Below are 23,584 nucleotides of genomic sequence, written 5' to 3'. Positions count from 1 at the left end.
ATCGAAACTTCTTTTTTATATACTATAGATTACGGAAAGAGTTGCTGCCTTATTTTGCTTTCAGCTTCATTTCCGAGCCATCCGGCACTCTCAAGTTCATTTCGTCTTCCGTCAGCTTCGTCACTTCATAGTTCACCGTTTCATTTTGCTCTTCAAACTGAAGTGTCAGGCGATTGGCGGCCTGATCAAAAGACCACGTTCCTGTTCTTAACATCCCGCTTTCACCCAGCGCAAAGCGGCCATCTGCATAAAACTGCATTCCTCCCTGCTCATCGGTATCTACCTGCTCTACTTCCTGGCCTGCTGAATCCATTTCCTCATCCGCCACCCAAGTTTTACTGTTTGTTCCTGAAATCATATTCTCAGAACCCACTTCATCGCCTCCGCCGCAGCTTACCAGCATTACTGCAAACAACATAGCCAGCAGCGTGTTCAGTGTGTTTTTGTTATTGCTTTTATTTTTCATCATAAGGTTCATAGTTTATTTATAATGCGTCTGAAGGCATATGCTATTGCCTTAGCCTTGTATGCTTGCTTCTTACGGTCTTCTTTATCATGCCGTTGCAATGCAGTAGCACAACTAACTCTCTTTGCAGGCGTATTTTAACTTTAAGCGGCTTTTGCTAAGCACCGTAGCCGCATTTTATAATTACGTTTGACTTAAAATTTATACCGATATGGGATTAATGGATTTTTTTAAAAAAGGGAAAAAAGAGCCAGCTAAACCGGCAACAAATCCTAAAGGAACAGAAAAAGCAACCACAACACCGGGCAATCCGAATTCAGCGTTCTATACTGACAAGGACAAGAGCCAGATAAAGCCTGCCACTCCTACGCAGGATATTTATACTGTACAAAGCGGGGATTCCCTTTCTAAAATCGCCAAAAAGCACTATGGCGATGCAGGTACCTGGAAACGCATTTACGAAGCAAACAAAGACACAGTGGGCCCTAATCCGGACCTAATCCGGCCGGGCCAGCGCCTCGTGATTCCGAGAGACTAAATTAATCTGCTTAAAACAGCAGCGGCCAGCATAAAATGCTGGCCGCTGCTGTTTTAAGCATGTCCTAAGGTAAGTCTTCTAACTTTAGCAGTATTAAAAGCCTCTCCGGGATGGATTGTATTGCTGCTGTTGCTGGGGCTGCTGTACTATTCTGTAGCTAACAGGCACGATAAAAGATGCTGCAACAGGAACGCCATTAGAAAGAGCCGGCTCCCATTTTGGCATCAGCTTCACCACCCGGATGGATTCATTATCCAGCAAGGGGTTTACAGACTGCAGTACCTTGACATCCTCGATGGTGCCATCGGCAGCTACAGCCAGGGAAAGCAGAACTATACCTTGTATACCAGCCCGCTGGGCTGCTGCAGGATAACGTATATTCTTCCCAAGGAACCTAAACATGGCCTCCTCGCCTCCCGAAAATGCTGGCATAGTGCCTGGCTTGGGCTGCTTTGCCAGTTTTAGCGTGTCAGCACCTAACCCTGTCTGGAGAATCACCTGGTATTGCTGGGTCCCGCTGTTTTCCTGTACTTCCTGCACATCCAGCTTCAGCACATGAGCCAGCACAGGATAGCCCGGCTTAAATGCGTTGGTATCAACGGCCCACTTCTCCACGACAGCCAGATAAGGAAGATCCGCTGACAGGTTAAATTTGTCTTCTGCGGTATATTCACTTATCTTTTTACCTTTCGCATAGATATAGCCTTTTACCAGCATTCCTTTGTTATACACCTGCTCTATCAAAGGCTTTCCTTCCTGCCTGTCTGCTGTTACAGGAGCATACTGCCATGTGCCATGCCGAACCCCGTTTATATAATTACCCTTTAACTGCATCTGGCTATTGTTTTCCCCGGGCAGCAGCGCCACATAGGTGCCGGTGCCATGTGCCACAGTCTGTTTTCCACCATCGTCCCAGAAGTTCTGAAACCTCACGGATAACCTGTCGCATACCACTTCCTGCAAGGGCTTCCCGTTTTCACGCCAGAACTTCCAGGTTCCGATGGGCTTATTGTTTTCGTAGCTCCCTTGCCGCATTATTTGTCCGTTGGGGTGATAGAAAAGCCAAATTCCCTGTTTTTGCCCTTTTACATATATGCCTCTGGCCATGATCTGACCGGTGTCGTAATAATCTGCTACCGTTTTGTCGAAAGCCATTTCAAAAAGGCTGCCCGCCTTAATAAGAGAATCAGGTACAAAGGCCAATCGGGTGAAGACAGCGGTTTCTCTCTTCGTTACCTCCCATTTATGGTTGTAGTAGATAGGCACCTCTTGCTGGGCCTGTACAGAAGAAAACCCGAGCAAGAGCATCAGGAGTAAAAGTAAAGTTTGTTTCATGTGGATAAGATTGGATTTCTGGAACCGAATATAGCATAAAAAAGCAAAAGCCGCATAACTTTAAAAGTTAGGCGGCTTTCAATCAATGAGTAAGGCTTTCTGCTTAGAAGCGCTCGTCGGCAGAGAAGAAGAAATCGCCTTCAATTTGCGCGTTCTCATCAGAGTCAGAGCCGTGAACAGCGTTCGCCTCGATAGACTTGGCATATTTCTTACAAATAGTGCTTTATAATCTGTTACTGTAAAATGAATTAACCATATAAGCTATATTTTCATTCTCTTATACTGATGCCCCCGTTTGAGAAACGGAATGGCAAAACCATGGTCATTTCTACAGGCTTACCCAATCTAGTGGCTGGTCTCCATCCAGGCATTGTACTTACTAATCTTACAGCTTCAGCATCTACCAAAGGAGAAAGGCCTTTAATAATTTTAACATTCTCCACATTTCCTTGTGCTGTCACGGTAAAGCCTATTACCACTATCCCTTCAAGTTTTGAAGTTTTTAATTCAGCAGGAAACTTAGCGTTAGAAGTGAAATATTTATAATAATCCTTTAAACCCTTTTGGAAAACAGGCATGACTACAGGTGCTCCATAATCTAATGTATCGATTTCACCATTGTCAAATTTCTGAATGATCTTGAAGTAGTGTTCAGGCGCTGCCCCTCTAGAGGATTTTAAATTTACCTTTAGTACTTCGCACTGCATCAGGTCGGCTATCACTGGATACTTTAACTCATAAAAGGCAGGATCTGGATTAAGCTGTTCCATCATTTTCATGTAATCAGGCACAGTCAATATAGTTATTTTGTCGCCAGAGGTGTACTTAGACTTAAGTTTGCCATTGCTATAGCTTGCGCCAGCCAAAAATTTTCCTTCTAAGCCATAAGTTTGCTCCATCTCCACCTGACCCTGTGGGTTTATGATGTGCCATTTATCAGCTTGATATCCGTCTATTAACATTCCTTCTAGTTTCGAAAACCCAACTTTGCCTTCTGCAGGAAAATTAGCAGTATAAATTCCGTTGCCATTTTTGACAGTTTGCTCACCAACTTCGTTCCAACTACTGAGTAAACGCATATTTTCTTCTTCAAAGCGAGCTTCCAATAATGGTTTTCCGTCCAAAGTCCAGAATTTCCAGTTACCAGAGGGTTTGTTGGCTGTAAAACTTCCTTGGCAGTCAACCTGCCCATTTGGAAAGTAAAATGTCCACTGCCCCCACTTCTTACCCTGCTCATCATAATGCCCCCTTGCCAGAACAGTATTGTCAGCATAATAATCTGTAACAGCATATCTAAACTTCGGAGCTCGTAAATCTGTGATTTTATTGAGAGCACTCGGCAAATATGCTAAACGTTTAACAACAGCTGCCTCAGGATTAGTAACCTGCCACGCTGCATTGTAGTTTATAAGCAGCGCCTTGTAGTCATTAGAATTGTCTTGCTGAGCAAAGGATAGCAGCCGCGACGCAAGTAGAAATAAAAGCAATAGTAAAATTTGTTTCATGTTAGAGTTGCTCAGGTTGTTGTAGGCCTAAATATAATACATAACCTATATACTACACATAAAAAAGCCGCACAACCAGAACGGTTGCGCGGCTTTCAATCAATAAGTAATTTTTAGTGTCTAGAAGCGCTCGTCGGCAGAGAAGAAGAAGTCGCCTTCAATCTGCGCGTTCTCGTCAGAGTCAGAGCCGTGAACAGCGTTTGCCTCGATAGATTTGGCGTACTTCTTACGGATAGTACCTTCCTCAGCCTGCGCCGGGTTGGTGGCGCCAATCAACTTACGGAAGTCTTCCACAGCGTTGTCTTTCTCCAGAATCATCGCCACGATAGGGCCGGAAGACATATAGTTTACAAGGTCGCCATAGAAAGGACGCTCTTTGTGCACTTCGTAGAATTTACCTGCACGCTCCTCAGATAGCTTTGTTTTTTTCATTGCCACAATACGGAAGCCGCCTTGCTCAATCATTTGGGTAATGCCGCCAATGTGGTTATCTGCCACCGCATCAGGCTTAATCATAGTGAATGTCTTGTTTCCGGCCATGTCTTTTAAATCTATTATAGGTTATACTTCGGTTTTCGGTCTGCAAAAGTAGGGCATTTCAGGTAAAAACAGCACACTTTCCATTATACTTTAGTTAACTCTTCCATTGCCTTCAGGGTTGTTCAGCAGCGCATGATGCTGTCTAAAGCGCTAATTAATTGCTTTAGAAGTATTTTATTCTCAAATTTGCGCCTTATATCCTTATTAATCAGAGGATTTAAACCTATAGTATGCACAATATCAATGCGCTGCAAGAGCTTTTGCAGGAGCCTAAAGAGGTGATGATCACCACACACCACAAACCAGACGCGGATGCGCTGGGTTCTTCGCTGGGTTTGGCAGGTTACCTTAAAAAGAAAGGCCACCGTGTTACGGTTATTACGCCTTCTGACTACCCTGAATTCCTGAACTGGATGGAGGGCAACGATGATGTAATCGTTTACTCTGAAAAGAACGATGCCCTGGTGCAGCGTATCATAGCAGAGTCGCAGGTGATTGTCTGCCTTGACTTTAACACGCTTTCCCGCATCAACGAGATGGGCGAGTATATCCGGCAGGCCAATGGCACGAAGGTGCTGATAGACCACCACCTGGAGCCCGAGGATTTCGCTGACCTGGACTACGCTAATACCAGCGCGGCCGCCACAGCCGAAATTGTCTATGACCTGATAAAGGCAATGGGCGATGCTGACCTGGTAGACACCGGCATTGGGGAATGTCTCTACGCAGGCATCATGACTGACACCGGCTCTTTCCGGCATCCGAGCACCTCTCAGAATGTACACCTCATTATTGCCGATCTGCTGCAGATTGGCGTGAAAACCTCTAACATTCACCGCCTTATTTACGACAGCTCCACGGAACTGCGCCTGCGTTTTTTGGGTTATGTGCTGAAAGATAAACTGGTGGTGCTGCAGGAGTATAAAACGGCTTACATCTCCATTACGGCAGATGAACTGAAAGCTTATAATTCTAAAACCGGTGATACGGAGGGCTTGGTAAATTACGCGCTTTCCATTGAAGGCATAGTATTTGCAGCGCTCATCATCGATCGCACACAGGCTGTGAAAATGTCGTTCCGGTCGGTAGGTGATTTCTCTGCAAATGAGTTCGCACGGTCGCACTTTAACGGCGGAGGCCATAAAAACGCAGCCGGAGGTATCTCTATGGAGTCACTGGAGGCTACCATACAAAAATTTGAAAGCCTGTTGCCGCTGTACAAAGACCAGTTGCAGCACACCTAACCAAGTAATAATTCAAATCAACTTATATCAATGCTATCTAAAACCAAATTTTTGCTGCCAGTAATAGCTGGCGCTTTTCTGTTGCAAGGCTGCAACAATAACAGTGACGAGTTTTATACAACGGCTGATGGCCTGACCTATAAAATTTACGAAAGAACCGAGGATGGTGCGTACGAGAACAAAGGTCAGGTTTCTCCTGAAGACACTACTGGCGCTAAAATAGGAGAAGTAGTGACAATGCAGATGTCTTACCAAAACGCAGAAGACTCTGTGCTGTTCGATTCCCGCACCCAGGACCAGCCGGTTATGATCCCGGTAATGGAGCCAACGTTTAAGGGTAGCCTGGAGCAGGCCCTGATGATGATGTCTCCGGGTGACAGCGGCGTGTTTAAAGTAAGCGCTGACTCTCTTTTTGCGAAGACTTTTGCACAGCCAATGCCTCCGTTTATTAAGCCAGGTTCACAGCTGACTTTCTTTATCAAAGCAGAGAAAGTTCAGTCGAGAGAGCAGGCGATGGCAGACCAGCAGCAGATGTTTGAGCAGCAGATGCAGGAAGCGCAGACGCGTGCTGTGGAGCAACAAAAGATTGACGACCAGAGAATTCAGGAGTATATCCAGCAAAATAACCTGCAGAATGTGCAAAAAACAGAGTCTGGCGTTTATTATGTGGTAAATGAGCCAGGTAAAGGCCCACAGGCCAGTGCAGGCGACCAGGTTTCGGTGCATTACAAGCTGACTCACCTGGATGGTAAAGAGTTAGAGAGCTCACGCAATAACCCTGCGGCGAATGGCGAGCCATTCAAATTCACGCTCGGCCAGGGCCAGGTAATAAAAGGATGGGATGAGGCGATTCAGAAGCTGCAGGAAGGCAGCGATGCCACTTTACTTGTTCCTTCTACTCTGGCTTACGGTGAGCAGGATCGTGGTCCTGACATGCCAGCCAACTCCATCCTGCGTTTCGACGTGGAACTGGTGGATGTAGAGAAGCAGTAAGTACCTATTAAAATTATTCTTATGCAGAACATTAAGTCATATTTAGGAAAAAGAAGCCGCCTGCTACAGGCGTTTCTTTTCTTTGCAACAATCGGAGTTCTTGTTTCCTGCTCTAAGGATGAACAGTCACCCTACTATTTTGACCCGGTAGCACAGCGGGAGACGGATGATAAGCTTATTCGAGAGTACCTGAGTGCTAACAATGTGGATATGGCCACTGTAACCAAGACAAACTCTGGATTATACTACCAACAGTTGGAGCAAGGCGGAGCCGTTAAGGTAGAGTCTGGGGATAACGTAGAAGTTAAGTATAAAGGATGGTTAGTGAATGGCACGGAGTTCGACTCTAACTACGACAGCACCAGACCTTTTATATTTAAGGTAGGTGCAAGAGAAGTTATCGGAGGCTGGGACGAAGGTTTAAAATTGATGAAAGAAGGTGAAAAAGCCCGCTTGTACATCCCCTCCCACCTGGGCTACGGCCGCTATCCTCAGGGTGGCATTCCGTCAAATTCAGTGCTTATCTTTGATGTGGAAGTAGTGGATATCAAATAGTACGCTAAAAAAGTGTAAAAAGCCGGGGCGATGTAGCTGTGTACATACCCCGGCTTTTTTATGCCTATAGGTTAACCCTGCTCCTACTCTGCCAGTACTTCCGATAGGATAGCCAGCGATTTTATCTCACCCAGCCGGTCTATGTGCAGCTGGTAATAGCGTATCAGGATGTCCAGCAGTTCGCGCCGGACGCGCCCATTAGGGATTATGCCTGGTGACGAGTCTTTTAGCAACAGGTCAAAGAAACGTTCGTGCGCCTGCAGTGCCAGCACAGGAGGTGCCGAGGTAGCAGACTGGGCATTGGCCGAAAAGGCTACCTGCTCCACAATTTCTGCCCCGGAACCCGGCCCGAAGCCCAGATGGTAACTAAGCTGCAGCAAAAACACGAGGTGAAAGTTCTCAAAGCCCTGCTCCTGCGCATCAAAGAAGATAATGGCGTTGTAAAGGAAATGAAACAGCACCGGATTCTCCTCCTCCTCCTTTATAGTGCGCGACACCATCTCCGACAGAAACAGCAGGATGCTGCTCTTCCGGATATCAAAAGGAATAGAAGAAAAAGGGTGAGCGGTTTTGAACTCCGATATGCGTGTAAGCCCGCCTCTGGACGAGGTATACACCACCATCTCCAGCAGCGTGAACGGCTGAAACAGGGCAACGCGTGAACCAGGCCCTTTCTTCCGCACCCCATTTACAACATACGACTGCACCCCCAGTGCCTCCGTGTATACTCTGGCAATAATGGAAGTCTCGCGGTACTTGATATGGTTTAGTACAATGCCCCGTGTTTTAACTAGCATAAAGGTTGGATGCAAATATCAGCCTATAAGATACAAGGCTATTCTCTTCATATATGAGTGATGTAACAGCTTATTTAAATCTTAAAATAAACAGCCTTCTCAACTCCTACTCCAATACGGCTATTTTACTGATACAGGTTTGCCCGCCTTCAGCATCTGAACTCATTACCAGGTATACCCCGGCTTTCACACGTTTGCCGTTGTAATCGCGGGCGTCCCAGGCAAGGGTGCCTCCCAGCGCTTTTGTCTTGTACACCAGTGTTCCGGAGATGTCGGTGATGCGGACATCAGCATTGTTTGGCAACCCGGAAACACCCACCAATCCGGTATAGTCGCGGCGCACGGGGTTCGGGAAAACAGTGGCGCATTCAGGCTCACCTTCTGTGATGGTGGCGCCTGCCCTGTAGGAAGCAACGCCTGCCTCGGTGGCTACAAACACTTCCCCAGTTTTATGCTCTACCGCCACTGACAGCACTTTGTCTGAGTGCAGCGGGCTGTTTTGAGTCGTAAAGTGATGTAGCACTGCATCGCCGTCCGGGCTGAAGAGCCAGAGGCCGTTGTCGGTTCCCATCCACTTCCGGTTGGCACCATCTACTGCAATGGAGCGAACAATCTGCCCGTTCAGCAGCGGCCTTCTATCGATTATCGGGATGTGAGCATCGTAAGGTTGTGTTTCAAATACAAAGCCGGGGTTATAGAACACACCTACCCCACTGGCTGTACCTACCCAGATGTCGCCGTTCAGGTCTTTAGCCATACTATAGACCGCACCGTCCGGCAAGCCGCCGTTTCCCTCCCCGGTTGTTAGCTGGCGCACCCGATTCTGTGTCTCATCAAACACCACAAGTCCTCTGCTGGTGTTTCCCCTGCGCGAAACAGAGAGCCATTTCTGATTATAGTCATCTACCTGAATCAGCTCCAGGTTATTGCCATCCGCTATACCCGGAATCGCGAAGGCTTGCCAGGTAGCATCCGTCCGCAGCACATGCAGCCCCGGTGCGCCAGAAAGCTGGTGCCGGTTTACCACCCACACATTGCCTGCTGCATCCACGTCTATATCTGTAATCCGAACAGCACTGGCAGCCGCATCAGGAGAATGGCTTAGCAAGGTACTGTTGCTGTTGTTATAGAGCAGTGCATTGCCTGGCCCGCCCCACTCTAACAGCCCACTGCCGTAGCTCCCGAAGTACATTTTATCTGTTACAGGGTTATATCTGGCAGCTACAAGGTCCTGGGCCGGAACATACTCCTGTGGGTTGGGGTACAGGAACTGGTTGTAGCTTGTCCACTCGCCGTTCTCATGCACAAAAAACCCATCCTGTATCCCGGCCTCCTGATAGCTCTCGTTATAGCCGCCGCTTAGTACATATGCCTTGCCGGCATGTGTATACACCCGGAAGCTGTTGCTGGAATAGGGCCCATCAGGGGCAAAAGCAGCGGCCGCACTACCGTTAATACTAAGCCGCACAAGCCCGTTTGTTTTGTCAGCAGCCCATACCAAACCATCTGCTCCCGCAATAGCCTGCTGTGGCTGCGCCAACAGTTGGTGCGTGAGGTGAGAGATGTTGTTTTGCTGGTCGAGCAGGTACACGCCTACTGCTGTTGCCACTGTTAGATAAGTGTTAGATGCGGTAATATTGTTTATGGCTGTGTTTGGAGCCACTGCGGCAGGTTGCCAATTTCCACCGCCCAGGCTGTATACACCGCTGGCAGCTGTGCCGGCATAGAGCCTGTTGTTAAAAGCAGCCAGACTTGTAACAGTTTCAGGAGTGGGCAAGCCATCGCTGAGGCCCGACCAATTATGGAAGTCCTGAAGATTTGCTCCGGTATGTGCTGCAAGCAACCCGAGGTTAGTTGCCAGGTATATGCTGTCGCGCAATATGGCGGAGGCCTGTACCTGTACGGCCCCGCCACCCGGGCCAAGGTTGCTGTAGGTATCTTTTATCTCCCGCTTTTGCAGATCCAGCGCCACCACCCCGAAAGAGCCGGAAAGGTAGGCCAGTTTATTGTGAATGAAGATGTGGTTGATATTTTTTTCTCCGGAAACAGTCTTCCGGAAAATGTCGCTGATGTTGTAGATGGTGTTCTCGCGCAGCAGATCGACCTGTGTGTTGGCATAGGCTATTACCAGGGTATGGGTTACCGCATCATACCCAATGGTGCTAATCTGCTGCTCCCGAAGGCCATCTACTTTTGTGATGGTTTCAGTAGTATTAAACTCCTTATCATAATAGAAAAGCCCGTTGTCGGCAGCTACATATACTTTGTCTCCGGCGTCAGCCACTGCTTTGCCCTGTTGGTAAGGAACGTGCACCTGCCAGGCACCCAGCGCCATGCTACTTTGCCCATACCCCTCCAGGCCGTGCAGCAACAGCCCCAGCACTGCCAGAAAGCATAGCCAGTGCATGCGTTGCATCTGTCGGGGTTTGTTGCGTATAGGGTCCATAAATGTACAAACGGCTTATTTTATCTGGCATTGTTCCATTACATTCAGCCGTCTATATTATACCGTCTGCAGGCTTTACGAAGAAATAATCAACTCCTCTGTTTCATGCCTTTTACAAAGCAGTGGCGGCAACGGGCTTCATATGAGTCTGTTTCGCCGAGCAGCACCTGCTGCTCGGAGGGAACACTTCGGAAGGAATACGTGGCAATGTCACCACAGTGCACACACACCGCATGCACTTTGGTTACATACTCCGCCACCGCCATCAGCGCAGGCATTGGTCCGAACGGCTTGCCCAGGTAGTCCATGTCGAGGCCGGCAGCAATTACGCGCACGCCGCTGTTGGCTAGCTTTACGCAGACTTCGGCCAGACCTTCGTCAAAAAACTGGGCCTCATCCACGCCTACCACATCGCAGCTACCGCCCAGCAGCAGCATGTCCTGGGCAAAGTCAATGGGTGTGGAGCGTATGGAGTTGGCATTATGCGACACCACGTCCTCCTCATGGTAGCGCTTATCTACCCTGGGCTTGAAAATTTCAATCTTCTGCTTCGCTATCTTTGCCCGGTTCAACCTTCTGATAAGCTCTTCTGTCTTTCCTGAGAACATCGATCCGCAGATTACTTCAACCCATCCTCTCCTGGTAGCGTGGTTACCGTTGCCTACGCGTGGTTCAATAAACATTGTCTGCTAATGTGGTAATTATAATGTGCTAATTTTTTAATGTGTCAATGTGCTGATGGCTTTCCGTGCTGAAACGGTGATTTATTGTTGAATGGTTAAATTGTTTGATGGTTGAATTGTTGTTCTTTCACTCTCTAACTTTCTAACTTATAATAACTTTCTAACTATACAAGAGGTGTGGCAATTTCGTCTGCTCGGGCACTTTTCCGGTGGCATCGCCGCTTTCTAATGTACACTGGCAGGTCAGCCGTTCGTTCTCCTGCAGGCGGCCTCGGTTGCGGTAGCGGGTTTCAGCCTCCGTCAGCGGTCCGAAATGCTCCAGCCCCTGCAGCACAATAATGCGGCAGGTGGTACAGCGGCCTTTGCCTCCGCAGGCGTGCATCCAGTCGTTGCCCTGGGCCTGCAGGGCCTGCAGCAGCGTTTGCCCCGGTGCAACTTTTACTTCAAGCTGCGCGAGGTTTTGCACCGTCAACTTCAGCATAATTTTATAACTTTACAGAAGAAAGTATACCCCATGGAAGACAAATATAATCAATTACACATAGAGCGTTACAGCAAACAGCTGGCAAATCTGCTTTGCGACCGTCACTTCGCCACCTACGATACCCTGAATGGCCCTCAGCTGCTTGGTTTTACGCCGATAAAGCAGGTAAACCTGTTTGTGATAAAAGAACTGCTGCTGAAGTGGCACCAGGAGATGGCCAACCTGCGCAGCCCCTACTTCGACTATGAGCATGAGGACGTAAAAGAGGCGCTGCTGAATTTTATGAACGTGCTCTCGCGCAAAATCCTGATGAAGCGCAATGCTTTTGAACCGCTGCTGCAGAAGGCTATCTATGACACGTTTCTGGTTGTGCTGGCCCCTGTAACAACTTTCGAGGAGAAGTTCCTGCGCATACAGGAAGAAATTGCACTGCCCAAGCTGCAGGAGAACTTGAAGTACATTGATATTGATAAGCCACTTTTTGCCGGCTTTGTTGACACACTTTCTTCCAGCAGCCGTGACCGGGAGTATATCCTGAGCCGTTTTCAGCTGTACGTGAAAGCAAACCAGGGCAAGCGCACGCCCCTGAGTGAGCTGGTACAGCAATTCAGCAGTTTGCTGCCTATCTCTGAGCAGGAGGTGACAGGGCAGCCGGCCCCGGTTGTGGCGGCTACTCCGATACCAAAACCTACTCCGCCCGCTCCAACGCGTGAACGGGAAATTGTGTCGCCTATCCATACGGCACAGCGGGAGGCATCGGCCCCTGCAGTTCCGGCGGCACGCCCTGCCTACCGCCCACAGGTGGACGAAGATATAGAAGAAGAGGCACCAAAGAACGCACGCCCCACGCTGAACGATAACTTCCGGAAAGCGCCTGCTGCCTCACTGGCCGACTCGCACAGCAACCAGAAAATTGAGTCGCTGAAGAACTCCATCTCTATTAACCAGCGCTTTAGCTTTATTAATGAGCTCTTCAGTGGCGACAACATGACCTACTATCATACCATTAAGGCACTGGATGAATACAATGACCCGGAGGCAGCAAAGCGCCATGTATCACAAGACCTTGCCAGCAAGTATGACTGGAGCAAAAAACAGGAGCACGTAAACAAGCTACTGCGCCTGATAGACCGGAAGTTTGCTTAACCCAGGTTAAAAAAGTAACAAGAGAGGCCACTGCAGCAGCAGTGGCCTCTCTTGTTACCAGGCACGTTCAACACCATATTTCATACATTGATAGAATAAATCAGGCCGCTTCCTCAAAAACAGAAAGTAAGCTTAAAAGAGAGCGGCAAGCTGTTGCAAAAGAGAAAGCGAAACACTAATTATGCAACTGTGATGGGTTTCGTCTGTGCCTGGGCATCAAAAACGCCTTTTCCTGTCTTTCGGGAAAATTACAGTAAGTTGACACAAAGAGAAATTTAACCCGTAACCTAAATTAAAATAGAACCTTATTATCAGCCATGAGAGAAGATTTTGACTACGACGACGACTTCGCTAACAGCGATTTTGATGACGAGGATGAGGATGATGACTTCGGAATGACTTTTGAGGAAGACTTGTACCTGATGATACGGGAGAAACTTCGTGACACCATTCAGGAGTTCAAAGGCAAGTATCCTGCAGCCATGAAGAAGCTGGAGAGTGCCGTTAGCTCCTTTAAAGTGAATATCAAGAACACCGATGACGCTAAATTCTACCCATTGGCCGCCAAGCTGCTGAGCGAACACATTAAGCCCTTGGCGCAGGAGTATGAAGAAGTGCAGGAGATATACGATAACATGCAGGCAGACATCACCCGCTTTAAAAACCAGCGCGCGCATGGTTTTGAAGGAGACCTGTACCTGACGGAATAGCTATCAAAGCATCTGCCAGAAGCCCATTTTGCAACCGCAGGATGGGCTTTTATTTGTTATATGAATACAATTCCTACATTATTATGTAATTTTACACGAACTCTAACGTTAGCTACTAGAATTGTTGCTTGCAATTTGTTTTTACTCTTACTTTAAGGCTTGAAAAAATAATTTTAGTTTTTTTCTAATGCTTGCAACCCTTTGTCAGCTTTTGGAATCTACTGCATAGAAAGATTCTGATAAGCTGCGCTACTGAACACTGCGCAAAACACATACTAATTACACAAACTTAATATTCTATTACTTATGGCTGCTAACAAGCTATTTGAAGGAGAACAATGCCTTATTCAGACAGTAGATAAGAAAATTGTGCTCACTACCCATCGCCTCATGAAAATCAGTTTCTCCTGGGTACTTCCAAGGAAAGATTCCGTTATGCTGGAGGATATTATTACATGGGAAATTAAGCAGACGGGCAATAACCTGTACCTGGGCCTGAGTGTTTTGCTGGCCCTTGCTACTTATTTCAATGACTCTTTTGCGCTGTTCAGCGGATTTTTCCTGATCCTTTACCTGATGACGCGCTACCGCAAGATTCATATCAGAACACATGACAACGTGATGGTGCTGCCACTGAACGTGGTAAATGAAAGCGGCGTAAATGTGTTGATTGACACAGTGCGTGTGGCGCAGCAGGATCGCATCGAGCGGTTAAGAAAAAAAGTACCGGTTGCGGCCTAAGCCCATATTTGCATCTTACCTGAAAGCCAGGATGCGTAGTTTCAGGTTCCAGCAAGGTTTTCTAAAATGAGCAGCGTTATCACGCGAACATGAAACACCCCGGTTCCATAGATACAGCTGCCTTCATGTTTTGGCAGCGCATTCCGGCAGCTCGGATTATAAACTTGAAGTAAGCTTTTATATCATAGTATCAGAATAAAGGCCTTGGGGCCATGCAGTTTTCCCAAAGCTGCATGGCCCCAAGGTCTTTATTGTTCGCACAATATCTTATCATTAATCTCGTATTATTACTATATTTATGCGTTTTACAGATTAATGCAGCATGCCAGTAGAAGAATTGATATTCCCGGACAGATTGAAGGCACACCAGCAAAAGATAAAGCAGGTTTTCAACGAAGTTAGTAAAGTGGTGGTAGGCCAGACCTACATGGTGAACCGCCTCCTTATAGGCCTATTTACCGGCGGGCATATTCTGTTGGAAGGAGTACCCGGTCTGGCAAAAACATTAACTATCAACTCCTTATCCAAAGCACTTCATCTCGATTTCCAGCGTATACAGTTCACGCCTGACCTGCTGCCTTCTGACCTGATCGGCACGATGATCTATAACCAGAACGCTTCTGCTTTTGAGGTGAAGAAGGGGCCGATTTTCGCCAACCTGATACTGGCCGATGAAGTGAACCGCTCCCCGGCCAAAGTACAGTCGGCACTGCTGGAGGCGATGCAGGAGAAGCAGGTAACCATTGGGGAGTCTACCTATATGCTGGACCTGCCCTTTCTGGTGCTGGCCACACAAAACCCGGTAGAGCACGAGGGTACTTATCCCCTGCCCGAGGCACAGGTAGACCGTTTTATGATGAAAGTGTACATCGACTACCCCAAGAAAGAAGATGAACTGGAGATTATGCGCCGTATGGCCAACATGAGTTATTCAGACACTGTCTCCAAAGTACTGTCGAAGGAAGACATCTTTTCCATCCGGAATGAGATGAACCAGGTACAGATATCAGAAACGCTGGAGAAGTATATCATCGAACTGGTATTTGCCACGCGCCGCCCTGCTGAATATGACCTGAACGATTTTGCCCCATACATTCAGTTTGGTGTGTCGCCAAGAGCCAGTATCGCCCTGAATCGTGCGGCGAAGGCGGTGGCTTATTTCGATGAGCGGGATTATGTGCTACCAGAGGACATCAAAGAAGTAGCGCATGATGTAATGAACCACCGCATTATACTTAACTACGAAGCAGAGGCTGACGGCATCAAAACAAAAGATTTCATAGAGGCCATTCTGCGGAAGGTACCTATTAGCTAATGTATCTGAACCGGCCCTGGCCGGTTCTTTTGTTTTTGCACAGGCTGTACGTTTCACACTTTCATATTTCTCTCCAACACTCTTTTGGCACCTGCGTAACTCAAACTCTCCTGTCATGCGTTGTGCCAGCAGCAGGTACGGGAGGCAATTTGTTGTTTCACTTAATCTACAGGATATGCTTAGAGGTTTATTTAAAATGTACATGCTCCGCAAGCTAATGGGCGGCATGGGGGGAGGACGCGGAAGAGGGCGTGGCGGATGTGCCGGTATAGGATGTGTTGGTGTAGTTATCGTTCTGGTCATTGCCTACTTTCTCTTCGGCTCCTTTTAGGAGATATAGGCCACACACCGTCTTTTTAAGCCGCTCTGCTTTTGAGGTCACACAGCGCCTCTTCACTATGCAATTGACATCAGCATATATGGCCATATACCTGCTATAAATGCAATAAGCGAAACGCCTGTAGACCAGGTTAATGTAGTCTACAGGTGTTTGAATTTTTATCGTCTGCGTACCGTTGTTCCTTCCATTGTTGCAATATCATCTTCTAACTCTCCAGCCTTAGTTCTTAAAGCACCTTCTGTACCTTTAGCCTACACTGCAGCTAAAAGATGTCTTCCTTTTATACTATTGTACCTCCTGTGGCCCACACTCCAGATAAAGCTTAATTTTCAGGGAAATAAATTAGCCAAAAAAATATTTAAAACGTTACAATTAAAATCCTATTCACAAATATATTATATTATTTATATAATTAACCAAACCACACCTATGAACAAGCAGGAAATTCTACAAAAGCTAAGCCGCAGAAACTTTATCCGTAATTCTGTTATTGCTGCTACCGGTGCAACCTTATTACCATCTGTGCTCACCAGTTGTGAGGTTGTTGACGATTACTTTCCTATTCGCGATTTTGGTTTCCCGGAGGGGATAGCCAGTTTCGACCCTACGCAGGACAGGGTGATTTTGTGGACCCGCTATACTCCCGCCTCTAATGAAAAGGGGAAACCTCAGATACTGCTTGATGTGGCAACAGACAGTGAGTTTAAGCAGGTACTGGTCAGCCAGCCTGTTGAGGTAGATACAGCAAGCGACAATACTGTGAATGTGGATGTGAGTAACCTTACATCAAACACAAAATATTATTACCGGTTCAGAAACGAAAGCAACAGAGCCATGTCTGCCGTAGGGGAAACAAGAACGCTGCCTGCCGCAGGGGAGGCCAGCGAGGTAAAAATGGCGGTGGTTTCCTGTGCAAACTATCAGTCAGGCTTGTTTAATGTGTATGGCGCTGTGGCTGAATCAGATGCCGATGTGGTGGTGCATTTAGGAGATTATATCTATGAATACGAGGTAGGTGGCTATGGTACAAATGAGCTGACCCTTGCACTGGGAAGACTACATAACCCAACAGGTGAAACCATAACGCTCAACGAGTACAGGGCCAGGTACCGGCAGTACAGAAGAGACGAGCAATTGCAGAAACTCCACCAGCTAAAGCCGTTTATATGTGTCTGGGATGATCATGAGATAGCAAACAATGCCTATGAAAGCGGGGCCCTGAACCATCAGCCAGGTGAGGGCAGCTATGAAACAAGAAAACTGAACGCTATACAGGCATGGCATGAGTACCTGCCTGCACGTGTTACGGACAACGCGAAGATTTACAGAAACTTTGAAGTTGCCGGCATTGTGAATTTAATGATGCTGGATACCCGGATTGTTGGAAGGGACAAGCAACTGTACTATACGGACTATTTAACACCAAACGGACTAGATGCTGCAGCATTTCTGACAGACTGGCAAAACCCGAACCGAACTATCCTGGGCTCGGAACAACGCTCCTGGCTGATGTCTGCAATGGGCTCCAGTTCAGCAAAATGGCAGGTATTAGGAAGCCAGGTGCTGATGGGCAAGATGTTCATTCCTGCTGAATTGCTCCTCCTGGTAGGACAAATTGCTGCAGGCAACGCCGGACCGGAGGTGTTTGCACAGTTTACTGCTTCAGTTACACAATTAGTCACCATTAAGGTCAGGATACTTCAGGGAGACCCTACTGTGACCGATGCAGAGAGAGCCAGAGTAGAAACGGTACTTCCTTACAACCTCGATGCCTGGGACGGCTATCCTGTGGAGCGGGAAATAATATATGCGGCAGCATCAGGAAAAGAACTCATTTCATTAGCCGGAGATACACACAATGCCTGGCATTCAGATCTATCAACTGTATCAGGCACTAGAGCCGGAGTAGAGTTTGCAACCTCATCTGTAACATCCCCAGGCTTAGAGGCGCTTTTTGGCAATGATCCTGAGACAATAGGTGGGCTGGAACAGGCGCTTACCACGCTCATTGATGACCTAAACTACCTGAATGCATCAGACAGGGGATACGTAATGGCCACTTTTTCAAACAATGAAGCCCAGTCTGAGTGGAGGTTTGTAGAAACAATTGCTGTAAAGAACACCGCTACTTTCACCGAACACACTGCTTCAGAAGTATAAATTAAAGACGAGTTGAAGGTGCCGCTGATTAGATTGTCCAGGCTCTGATAGAGAATGAAGTATAGCTTTTTACGCTCTACAAAGGCATTGTATGTAAATCAACTGATTAGTACCGCCCACCGATAGGTCGATCATGCAGGCCTGTGTTTTTTGGAAACTGCGGAAGCCGTTCCGGAGCTAAAAAAACGGAAGCAGTATCCGTTAGAGATTCTGTGAAAGAAATAAGATCTTCCTTTTCCTGCGCTGTCAGGTTAAGGGGACTGTCGGGCAAGGTCTGGTTTGGCACATCAAGCCCCAGACCGGCTCCCCCGCCTGCATCATAGAATTCTACCACTTCTGCCAGTGTTACAAAGGCACCGTTATGCATGTAGGGTGCTGTGAGCCCCGCATTCCGTACAGTAGGTGTTTTAAATGAATGTTCCCAGGCATCCGCCGGAACCACACCTGCACGACCAGGGTCCTCATCCAGTTTGGCGTGTGCAAAATCAGCAGAAGCTGTCACCCCCAGTACTTCCGTCTCGCTTTCCAGGTAGCGCGGTGGCACCGTACCGTTAAAAGTGGGGGCAAAATGGCAGGTACCGCAGGCCGCTTTTCCCATAAAAAGATTAAAGCCGCGCTTTGCAGATGCATTTAGCTGTTCTGTTTCGCGGCGCATGTAGCGGTCAAAAGGAGAGTTGAGCGCCACCAGGCTTTGCACATAGGCAGCAATGGCCCGATTGATCGTATTTGTATTTAAGCTGTTGTCCGGTTCATCTGCAAACGCCTGCTTAAATAGTTTCCTGTACGCAGTGCTTTGCTGTAGTTTCTGCACAACTTCTTCGTAGTTGCCGTGCAACTCATCTGACTTTACCAGTACATCCGGCACCTGGTCCTGCAGGTATACTGCGCGGCTATCCCAGAAGTAAGCATTGCTGAAGACAGCGTTCAGCAGGGTTGGCGAGTTACGCCGTACAGTTCCTTTAAAATCGAAAGCTACACTGCGCGCCTGACCATCGGTAAAAGCTTTGGAGGGAACGTGACAACTGGCACAGGAACGCTCGTTGTTAGCTGAAAGCACCGGGTCAAAGAAAAGAACCTTGCCCAGTTCTACTAGCTCAGGCTTCTGCTCCTTTCGGTCTTGTTTGGCAAAATAAGCCGCCTGTAGAAAATCAGCACTAAAAAGGCTGTTGGCATGGTCGTTTACTGGCTTGGACACGGAAGCAGCTGTCGGTAGCAGTTCCTGCTGCAATGCTGTAAGTGCCGCGTAAGCCGGGTCTGCCAGCTCTCTTATAAAGTATAACCTGTCGAAGGTATCAAAATCCGGATGCTGCTGCAGGTATAGAACAGCCTGCTGCAGCTGTTGTACGGCTTTGCTGCTGTGGGCTTTTGCCCTGCCGCTTGTAGTTTTTGCGTACTGTTGCGCAGCACTTAAAACCGGCTGTAGCGCTGTTGTGGCATATTCTGTTTCCCGTCCGCCAGCAGGTGCATCAAAGCCGGTAACCCCCATGGCCATAACTCGTATCAGTTCTTCGCGCAGGCTTTCAAGGATTTGCTTGTCTGTTAGTGGCTGATGGTGCAAACTGTTCGCCACCAGCGATATTGCTTCCTGGAGGGAGTAAGACAGTACAATGGCGTCTTTCCTCATGTCCTGATTAACCTCCTCTGAAAAGAGCAGTTCCTCCAGTACCTGCAGCCCCTCCGGCGGAAAGGTTCTGACACTGGGTTGCTGAAAATGAAGCGTTTGGTAGTTTGCCTCCTCAATCAGAACCTTTGGCAGTGGGGCCCCATTGATTTTCTTTGCCAGTTCCGGGTCCAGGTACTCTACCAGGTATTCCACTTTCTTATACGCCTGCTTTACCTCATAGAAGGCGTCCTGCAACTGCTCAACAGTAACCTGCTCCTGGTCTGATGACTCCAGCGCTTCTGTCAGGTACTGCGACTGCTGCTTTAATACAGTCATATCCTGTATCAAACTTTCCTGCACGGAGGCGGCTACACTGTTAGTAGTGACAGTTCTGGCTTTAAATGAAGTCAGTATAACACTTAAGAACAGGCACACGCTCATCAGCAGTAACACTGACATCAGATTTCTCTTATGGATGATATTGTCTTTGCAGATCATGAATAGAAACGCTATTTGAACATTACTACAAAGTAATCAACCGGCTATTATCAATGCTTTATGTGTAGGTTATCCTATAGTTAACAAACAGTAGAACCTATATTAGTATAACATTTCTTGTATACCATACCGGACTCACTCATCAATGTCCGTAACATCACCTTAACAGAAACACTTGTTTCATGATGATTCGATAAACTTTAACTAACCATAGAGTAAACTTAATGCAGTTGTTTTGGGCATTGGAAATTTATCTCAAAAACCATTAAAACAACTATGGACAAGTTCTACAAAAGACTCCTCATGGCAGCTATTATCTCCGGTGCAGCTGTTACTTTTCAGGAAACAGCCGCGCAATCGGCAACTTCCGCAGGCAGTGGTTCGCCAAACAAAAACAAGATTGGCAGCTTCACCTCTGTACAGCCTATCGGTCAGTCTGAGACCATTACCTACCCAACAGAAACACATGCCATCCAGCAGCTGGCAAAAACAGGGTTCACCAGCTATACCGATGGTAGCACAGGAACGATGCCGGGCAATAACGATTTCACTGCTTTTATTCCCATTAAGGGCAGCAGCAAGAAAGGGTATTTAGCCATCAACCATGAGACTACGCCAGGTGGAGTTTCTATTCTGGACATGACGCTGAACGAAGCAACCAATCTTTGGGAAGTTGAAGGAGTAAGAAAAGTAGATTTCTCTCCTTTAGTACAGACTGTACGCAATTGCTCCGGCGGTATTACCCCCTGGGGTACGTTGATTACATCAGAAGAAACTTACAATTCAGGTGATGCCAATGGCGATGGTTACCAGGACGTGGGCTGGCAGGTAGAAATAGACCCGGCAACAGGCAAAATTGTTGACTATGACGGCGACGGCAAACCTGACAAGCTTTGGGCAATGGGCCGCATGAACCATGAGAATATTGCTATAGGTGCCGACAGGGTGACTGTTTACCAGGCTGAAGACGGCGGCTCGAGCGGCGTCTTTAAGTTTGTTGCCAACACACCGGGCAACCTGTCTGAAGGAACATTATATGTATTGAAGCGCGACAGCGAGACGGCTGCCACCGGCACCTGGGTAGTAGTTCCGAACACGACGCAGGCCGACCGTAATAGCACGAGAAGCCTGGCTCCTGCTGTGGGCGGCACTAACTGGAGAAACCCGGAAGACATTGAGTTTGGCCCGGATGGCAAGATGTATTTCACATCTAAAGGAACAGGTACTATCTGGCGCTTTAAGGACGATGGCATGACCGTATCTGAGATTGAGGCATGGGTAACGCCCCAGCTGTTTGAAGTGAAGTACAACGGCGGTACTCAGACCGAGAACTGGGGAACCGGTATTGATAACCTTACTTTTGATGGGGATGGCAACCTGTGGGCGCTGCAGGATGGCGGCCGCAACAACCTTTGGGTTGTTCGCCCGGACCATACGCCTGAGAACCCGAAGTTGGAGCTGTTCCTGACTACTCCTTTCGGGTCAGAGTCTACGGGCCTTACCTTCTCCCCTGACTTTAAGTATGGCTTTGTTTCTATTCAGCACCCGAGGCAATCTAACCTGGCCACCTTTACAGATGCCGCAGGTAATGAGGTACAGTTTAACAGGGACATTACCTTTGTTTTTGCCCGCAAACAGTTTTTGGGTAGGGAGAACCGCAATGCAACTGCTCTGGTGCCAGCGAACATGGTAGAAGTTTATCCTAACCCGTTCCAGGCAGTCACCAAAGTAAAAGTAGAGGTGCCTGAACAGGGTCTCGTAAGTGTCGAAGTACTGGATATGCAGGGCCAGAAGGTGGCAACCTTGTATAACGGCAACCTCGAAGCAGGAGAATACACGTATGATTTCAGCCCTTCTCCATCATCTGGCAGCACAATATACCTGGTGCGTATGCAGGTGAACAATCAGAAGTCAACAACACGGATCATCCAGGTGAATGAGTAACCAATTGAACAGATATTATACCAAGGCTATGGGTTTTGTGCCCATAGCCTTTTCCTTTTTACGCCAGTACAACTCTCAGGTATTTTTAAAATACGGTTAGAAGCGAGAGTCAATTCAAAAAATAAGATTTACTCATATCTAAAAACAGTGCAGTACAGCAGCACAACCAGCAAATGAAAAGAATAATCATTACAGGATTTATGATGATGGCCATCTGGCAACCCCTTCAGGTAAAAGCTCAGGCAAGGCCGTTAGCGCAGCAGGAACTGGCATCTGCCAAAGTATATGATAATGTACCCGAGGCATTGCAGCAAAAAGAGGACGTATACCGCCTGAACATCCGGCAGCAAACCTACTATAGCTTTCCCTCAGAACTGTGTGAACTGGTAAACCTGCAGTTTATCAATGCCATGAAAAACAAGATCGCAGACATTTCTCCTGAAATCAGCAGACTACAGCATTTACAGGAAGTTATTTTCAGCGAGAACGAACTCCGGGAACTGCCGGCTTCCTTTTATACCCTGGAAGCACTACAGGAGGCAGATTTCAGCCACAATCATTTTACCGAACTGCATGCCGGCTTCGGAAACTTACAGCACCTACAGGTCCTGCACCTCAACGGAAACAAGATAAGGACTATTTCACCCCAAGTTCGACGACTGCGTGCGCTCCATACACTCAACTTAAGTTATAACCATTTAGAAATGTTACCATCTGAAATAGGAAAAATCAGGAAATTAAGTGATTTGTCACTGTCGCAGAACCAACTGCGGGAGGTGCCTCAGGCGCTCTTTCAACTGAAGGCGCTTAAGAGTTTGGCCTTAGATTTCAACCAGCTCACATCACTGCCCATGCAGATAGGCAAGGCAACATCCCTTCAAAGCCTTTTGCTGGGGCACAATCAACTGAAGGCTGTGCCGGAGGAACTGACGCAACTGGATAACCTGGAGCTGCTCGACCTGAGTTATAACCAGCTTACCCACCTGCCGGCAGCGCTCGGAAAGATGAAGAGCCTGCGTACTCTGTTATTAGTTGGCAACAACATTCCGGAAGCAGAGCAGGAAAGAATAAGAAAGGCCCTGCCTTTGGCCAGCGTTATTTTTTAAAGGAAAGCTTTACCCTGAAAGGGACTTTTAAGCAGAATTGCCGGTACAGAAATAAGGTGTCGAACTTCACCTTTATTGCGGCAGAAAAGTCCCGGCTTTACCTGCCACCACCCTGGACCTGGTGGTCAGAAAAGCGGAGAATTAGGTCCTGAGCGAAACAACGAAGCAGGGGTTTCCAGTAAGCGGCCTGCCAGATGATCAAAAGAACAGCGGCTCATACATCCTGTTGCTATGTAATACCACCTCTCCTGAACAACACTCCATAGAATCTCAGAGTCTGCACACGCTGCTGGTGCTTTATTCTATCCCACCTGCCGTAGCAACGGCCTATCCAGCGGCATCAGACCTATTGTTTCATTATTTCTCTCTGAGCTCTCCAGGCCGAGAGGCCTCGTCTTCGGGTTGAGCGCCTTTGGAGTTTTTTGCGCCAGGGCG

The 23,584-nt window shown here is 47.7% G+C and carries 21 protein-coding genes and 1 pseudogene; 11 read left to right on the top strand and 11 right to left on the bottom strand.

Translation table 11 applies throughout. The annotated features are described in order from the left end of the window. Positions 1 to 49: 49 nt before the first annotated feature. Positions 50 to 469, bottom strand: a complete 420-nt coding sequence (locus E1919_RS01325) for a hypothetical protein (protein ID WP_162051545.1) — start codon at positions 467 to 469, stop codon at positions 50 to 52. A 217-nt stretch (positions 470 to 686) separates the two neighbouring features. On the opposite strand from E1919_RS01325, the gene E1919_RS01320 reads away from it, so the two are divergent. Further along, positions 687 to 1,004, top strand: a complete 318-nt coding sequence (locus tag E1919_RS01320; RefSeq protein ID WP_237143942.1) for a LysM peptidoglycan-binding domain-containing protein — start codon at positions 687 to 689, stop codon at positions 1,002 to 1,004. Positions 1,005 to 1,097: 93 nt separating this feature from the next. On the opposite strand, the gene E1919_RS01315 is transcribed toward E1919_RS01320, so the two are convergent. The 4 genes and pseudogenes from E1919_RS01315 to E1919_RS01300 all read right to left on the bottom strand — a co-directional run bounded on the left by E1919_RS01315 (position 1,098) and on the right by E1919_RS01300 (position 4,384). After that, positions 1,098 to 2,339 carry an energy transducer TonB gene (locus tag E1919_RS01315; RefSeq protein ID WP_162051543.1) on the bottom strand — a complete coding sequence of 414 codons (1,242 nt, stop codon included), beginning with the start codon at positions 2,337 to 2,339 and terminating at the stop codon, positions 1,098 to 1,100. Positions 2,340 to 2,442: 103 nt separating this feature from the next. Further along, positions 2,443 to 2,559, bottom strand: a pseudogene (locus tag E1919_RS01310) (nucleoside-diphosphate kinase); the annotation flags it as partial. A 49-nt stretch (positions 2,560 to 2,608) separates the two neighbouring features. After that, a complete protein-coding gene (locus E1919_RS01305) occupies positions 2,609 to 3,844 on the bottom strand; it encodes an energy transducer TonB (RefSeq protein WP_162051542.1) in 1,236 nt (411 codons plus the stop codon). 120 nt (positions 3,845 to 3,964) lie between these two features. Beyond that, positions 3,965 to 4,384 carry a nucleoside-diphosphate kinase gene (locus E1919_RS01300; protein WP_115565208.1) on the bottom strand — a complete coding sequence of 140 codons (420 nt, stop codon included), beginning with the start codon at positions 4,382 to 4,384 and terminating at the stop codon, positions 3,965 to 3,967. Positions 4,385 to 4,614: 230 nt separating this feature from the next. On the opposite strand from E1919_RS01300, the gene E1919_RS01295 reads away from it, so the two are divergent. The 3 genes from E1919_RS01295 to E1919_RS01285 are packed head-to-tail and all read left to right on the top strand — an operon-like array spanning position 4,615 to position 7,176. Further along, entirely contained in the window at positions 4,615 to 5,628 is a 1,014-nt protein-coding gene (locus E1919_RS01295; RefSeq protein ID WP_162051541.1) for a DHH family phosphoesterase, read from the top strand. 51 nt (positions 5,629 to 5,679) lie between these two features. After that, on the top strand, positions 5,680 to 6,621 hold the full coding sequence (locus E1919_RS01290) for an FKBP-type peptidyl-prolyl cis-trans isomerase (protein ID WP_162051540.1): 942 nt from the start codon (positions 5,680 to 5,682) through the stop codon (positions 6,619 to 6,621). A gap of 21 nt (positions 6,622 to 6,642) precedes the next feature. Beyond that, complete coding sequence (locus E1919_RS01285; RefSeq protein ID WP_162051539.1) at positions 6,643 to 7,176, top strand: FKBP-type peptidyl-prolyl cis-trans isomerase; 534 nt, start codon at positions 6,643 to 6,645, stop codon at positions 7,174 to 7,176. Between the two features lie 83 nt (positions 7,177 to 7,259). Here the strand turns inward: E1919_RS01285 and recO are convergent, their stop codons facing one another. The 4 genes from recO to E1919_RS01265 all read right to left on the bottom strand — a co-directional run bounded on the left by recO (position 7,260) and on the right by E1919_RS01265 (position 11,583). Beyond that, the gene (gene recO / locus E1919_RS01280) at positions 7,260 to 7,973 is read right to left on the bottom strand and encodes a DNA repair protein RecO (protein ID WP_162051538.1); all 714 of its coding nucleotides are present in this window, start codon (positions 7,971 to 7,973) and stop codon (positions 7,260 to 7,262) included. A gap of 106 nt (positions 7,974 to 8,079) precedes the next feature. After that, complete coding sequence (porZ, locus tag E1919_RS01275) at positions 8,080 to 10,419, bottom strand: type IX secretion system anionic LPS delivery protein PorZ (RefSeq protein WP_162051537.1); 2,340 nt, start codon at positions 10,417 to 10,419, stop codon at positions 8,080 to 8,082. 89 nt (positions 10,420 to 10,508) lie between these two features. After that, a complete protein-coding gene (locus tag E1919_RS01270) occupies positions 10,509 to 11,102 on the bottom strand; it encodes a thymidine kinase (RefSeq protein ID WP_162051536.1) in 594 nt (197 codons plus the stop codon). A 160-nt stretch (positions 11,103 to 11,262) separates the two neighbouring features. Beyond that, positions 11,263 to 11,583 (bottom strand): 2Fe-2S iron-sulfur cluster-binding protein, encoded by a 321-nt coding sequence (locus tag E1919_RS01265; RefSeq protein WP_162051535.1) that lies wholly within the window; start codon positions 11,581 to 11,583, stop codon positions 11,263 to 11,265. Positions 11,584 to 11,616: 33 nt separating this feature from the next. Between E1919_RS01265 and E1919_RS01260 the strand changes: the two genes are divergently transcribed. The 4 genes from E1919_RS01260 to E1919_RS01245 all read left to right on the top strand — a co-directional run bounded on the left by E1919_RS01260 (position 11,617) and on the right by E1919_RS01245 (position 15,498). Further along, positions 11,617 to 12,732, top strand: a complete 1,116-nt coding sequence (locus E1919_RS01260; RefSeq protein ID WP_162051534.1) for a hypothetical protein — start codon at positions 11,617 to 11,619, stop codon at positions 12,730 to 12,732. Between the two features lie 317 nt (positions 12,733 to 13,049). Further along, a complete protein-coding gene (locus E1919_RS01255) occupies positions 13,050 to 13,442 on the top strand; it encodes a hypothetical protein (protein WP_162051533.1) in 393 nt (130 codons plus the stop codon). A 306-nt stretch (positions 13,443 to 13,748) separates the two neighbouring features. Beyond that, positions 13,749 to 14,183, top strand: coding sequence for a hypothetical protein (locus E1919_RS01250; RefSeq protein WP_162051532.1), 435 nt, complete (start codon positions 13,749 to 13,751; stop codon positions 14,181 to 14,183). Positions 14,184 to 14,505: 322 nt separating this feature from the next. Beyond that, the gene (locus E1919_RS01245; RefSeq protein WP_162051531.1) at positions 14,506 to 15,498 is read left to right on the top strand and encodes an AAA family ATPase; all 993 of its coding nucleotides are present in this window, start codon (positions 14,506 to 14,508) and stop codon (positions 15,496 to 15,498) included. A 214-nt stretch (positions 15,499 to 15,712) separates the two neighbouring features. On the opposite strand, the gene E1919_RS01240 is transcribed toward E1919_RS01245, so the two are convergent. Next, entirely contained in the window at positions 15,713 to 15,880 is a 168-nt protein-coding gene (locus E1919_RS01240) for a hypothetical protein (protein WP_162051530.1), read from the bottom strand. Positions 15,881 to 16,267: 387 nt separating this feature from the next. On the opposite strand from E1919_RS01240, the gene E1919_RS01235 reads away from it, so the two are divergent. Beyond that, positions 16,268 to 17,998: an alkaline phosphatase D family protein gene (locus E1919_RS01235; RefSeq protein ID WP_162051529.1), complete on the top strand. Its 1,731-nt coding sequence runs from the start codon at positions 16,268 to 16,270 to the stop codon at positions 17,996 to 17,998. A gap of 106 nt (positions 17,999 to 18,104) precedes the next feature. On the opposite strand, the gene E1919_RS01230 is transcribed toward E1919_RS01235, so the two are convergent. Next, positions 18,105 to 20,060, bottom strand: a complete 1,956-nt coding sequence (locus tag E1919_RS01230) for a cytochrome-c peroxidase (protein WP_162051528.1) — start codon at positions 20,058 to 20,060, stop codon at positions 18,105 to 18,107. A gap of 315 nt (positions 20,061 to 20,375) precedes the next feature. Here E1919_RS01230 and E1919_RS01225 point away from each other — a divergent pair, with 315 nt between their 5' ends. Together E1919_RS01225 and E1919_RS01220 are read left to right on the top strand one after the other, a co-directional pair. Then, on the top strand, positions 20,376 to 22,043 hold the full coding sequence (locus tag E1919_RS01225) for an alkaline phosphatase PhoX (RefSeq protein ID WP_162051527.1): 1,668 nt from the start codon (positions 20,376 to 20,378) through the stop codon (positions 22,041 to 22,043). Between the two features lie 173 nt (positions 22,044 to 22,216). Further along, positions 22,217 to 23,149: a leucine-rich repeat domain-containing protein gene (locus E1919_RS01220; RefSeq protein WP_162051526.1), complete on the top strand. Its 933-nt coding sequence runs from the start codon at positions 22,217 to 22,219 to the stop codon at positions 23,147 to 23,149. Positions 23,150 to 23,584 lie beyond the last annotated feature (435 nt).

This window comes from Pontibacter pamirensis (assembly GCF_010015475.1).
GTDB classification, from domain to species: Bacteria; Bacteroidota; Bacteroidia; order Cytophagales; family Hymenobacteraceae; genus Pontibacter; species Pontibacter pamirensis.
This window is presented reverse-complemented; position numbering and strand designations above follow the sequence as displayed.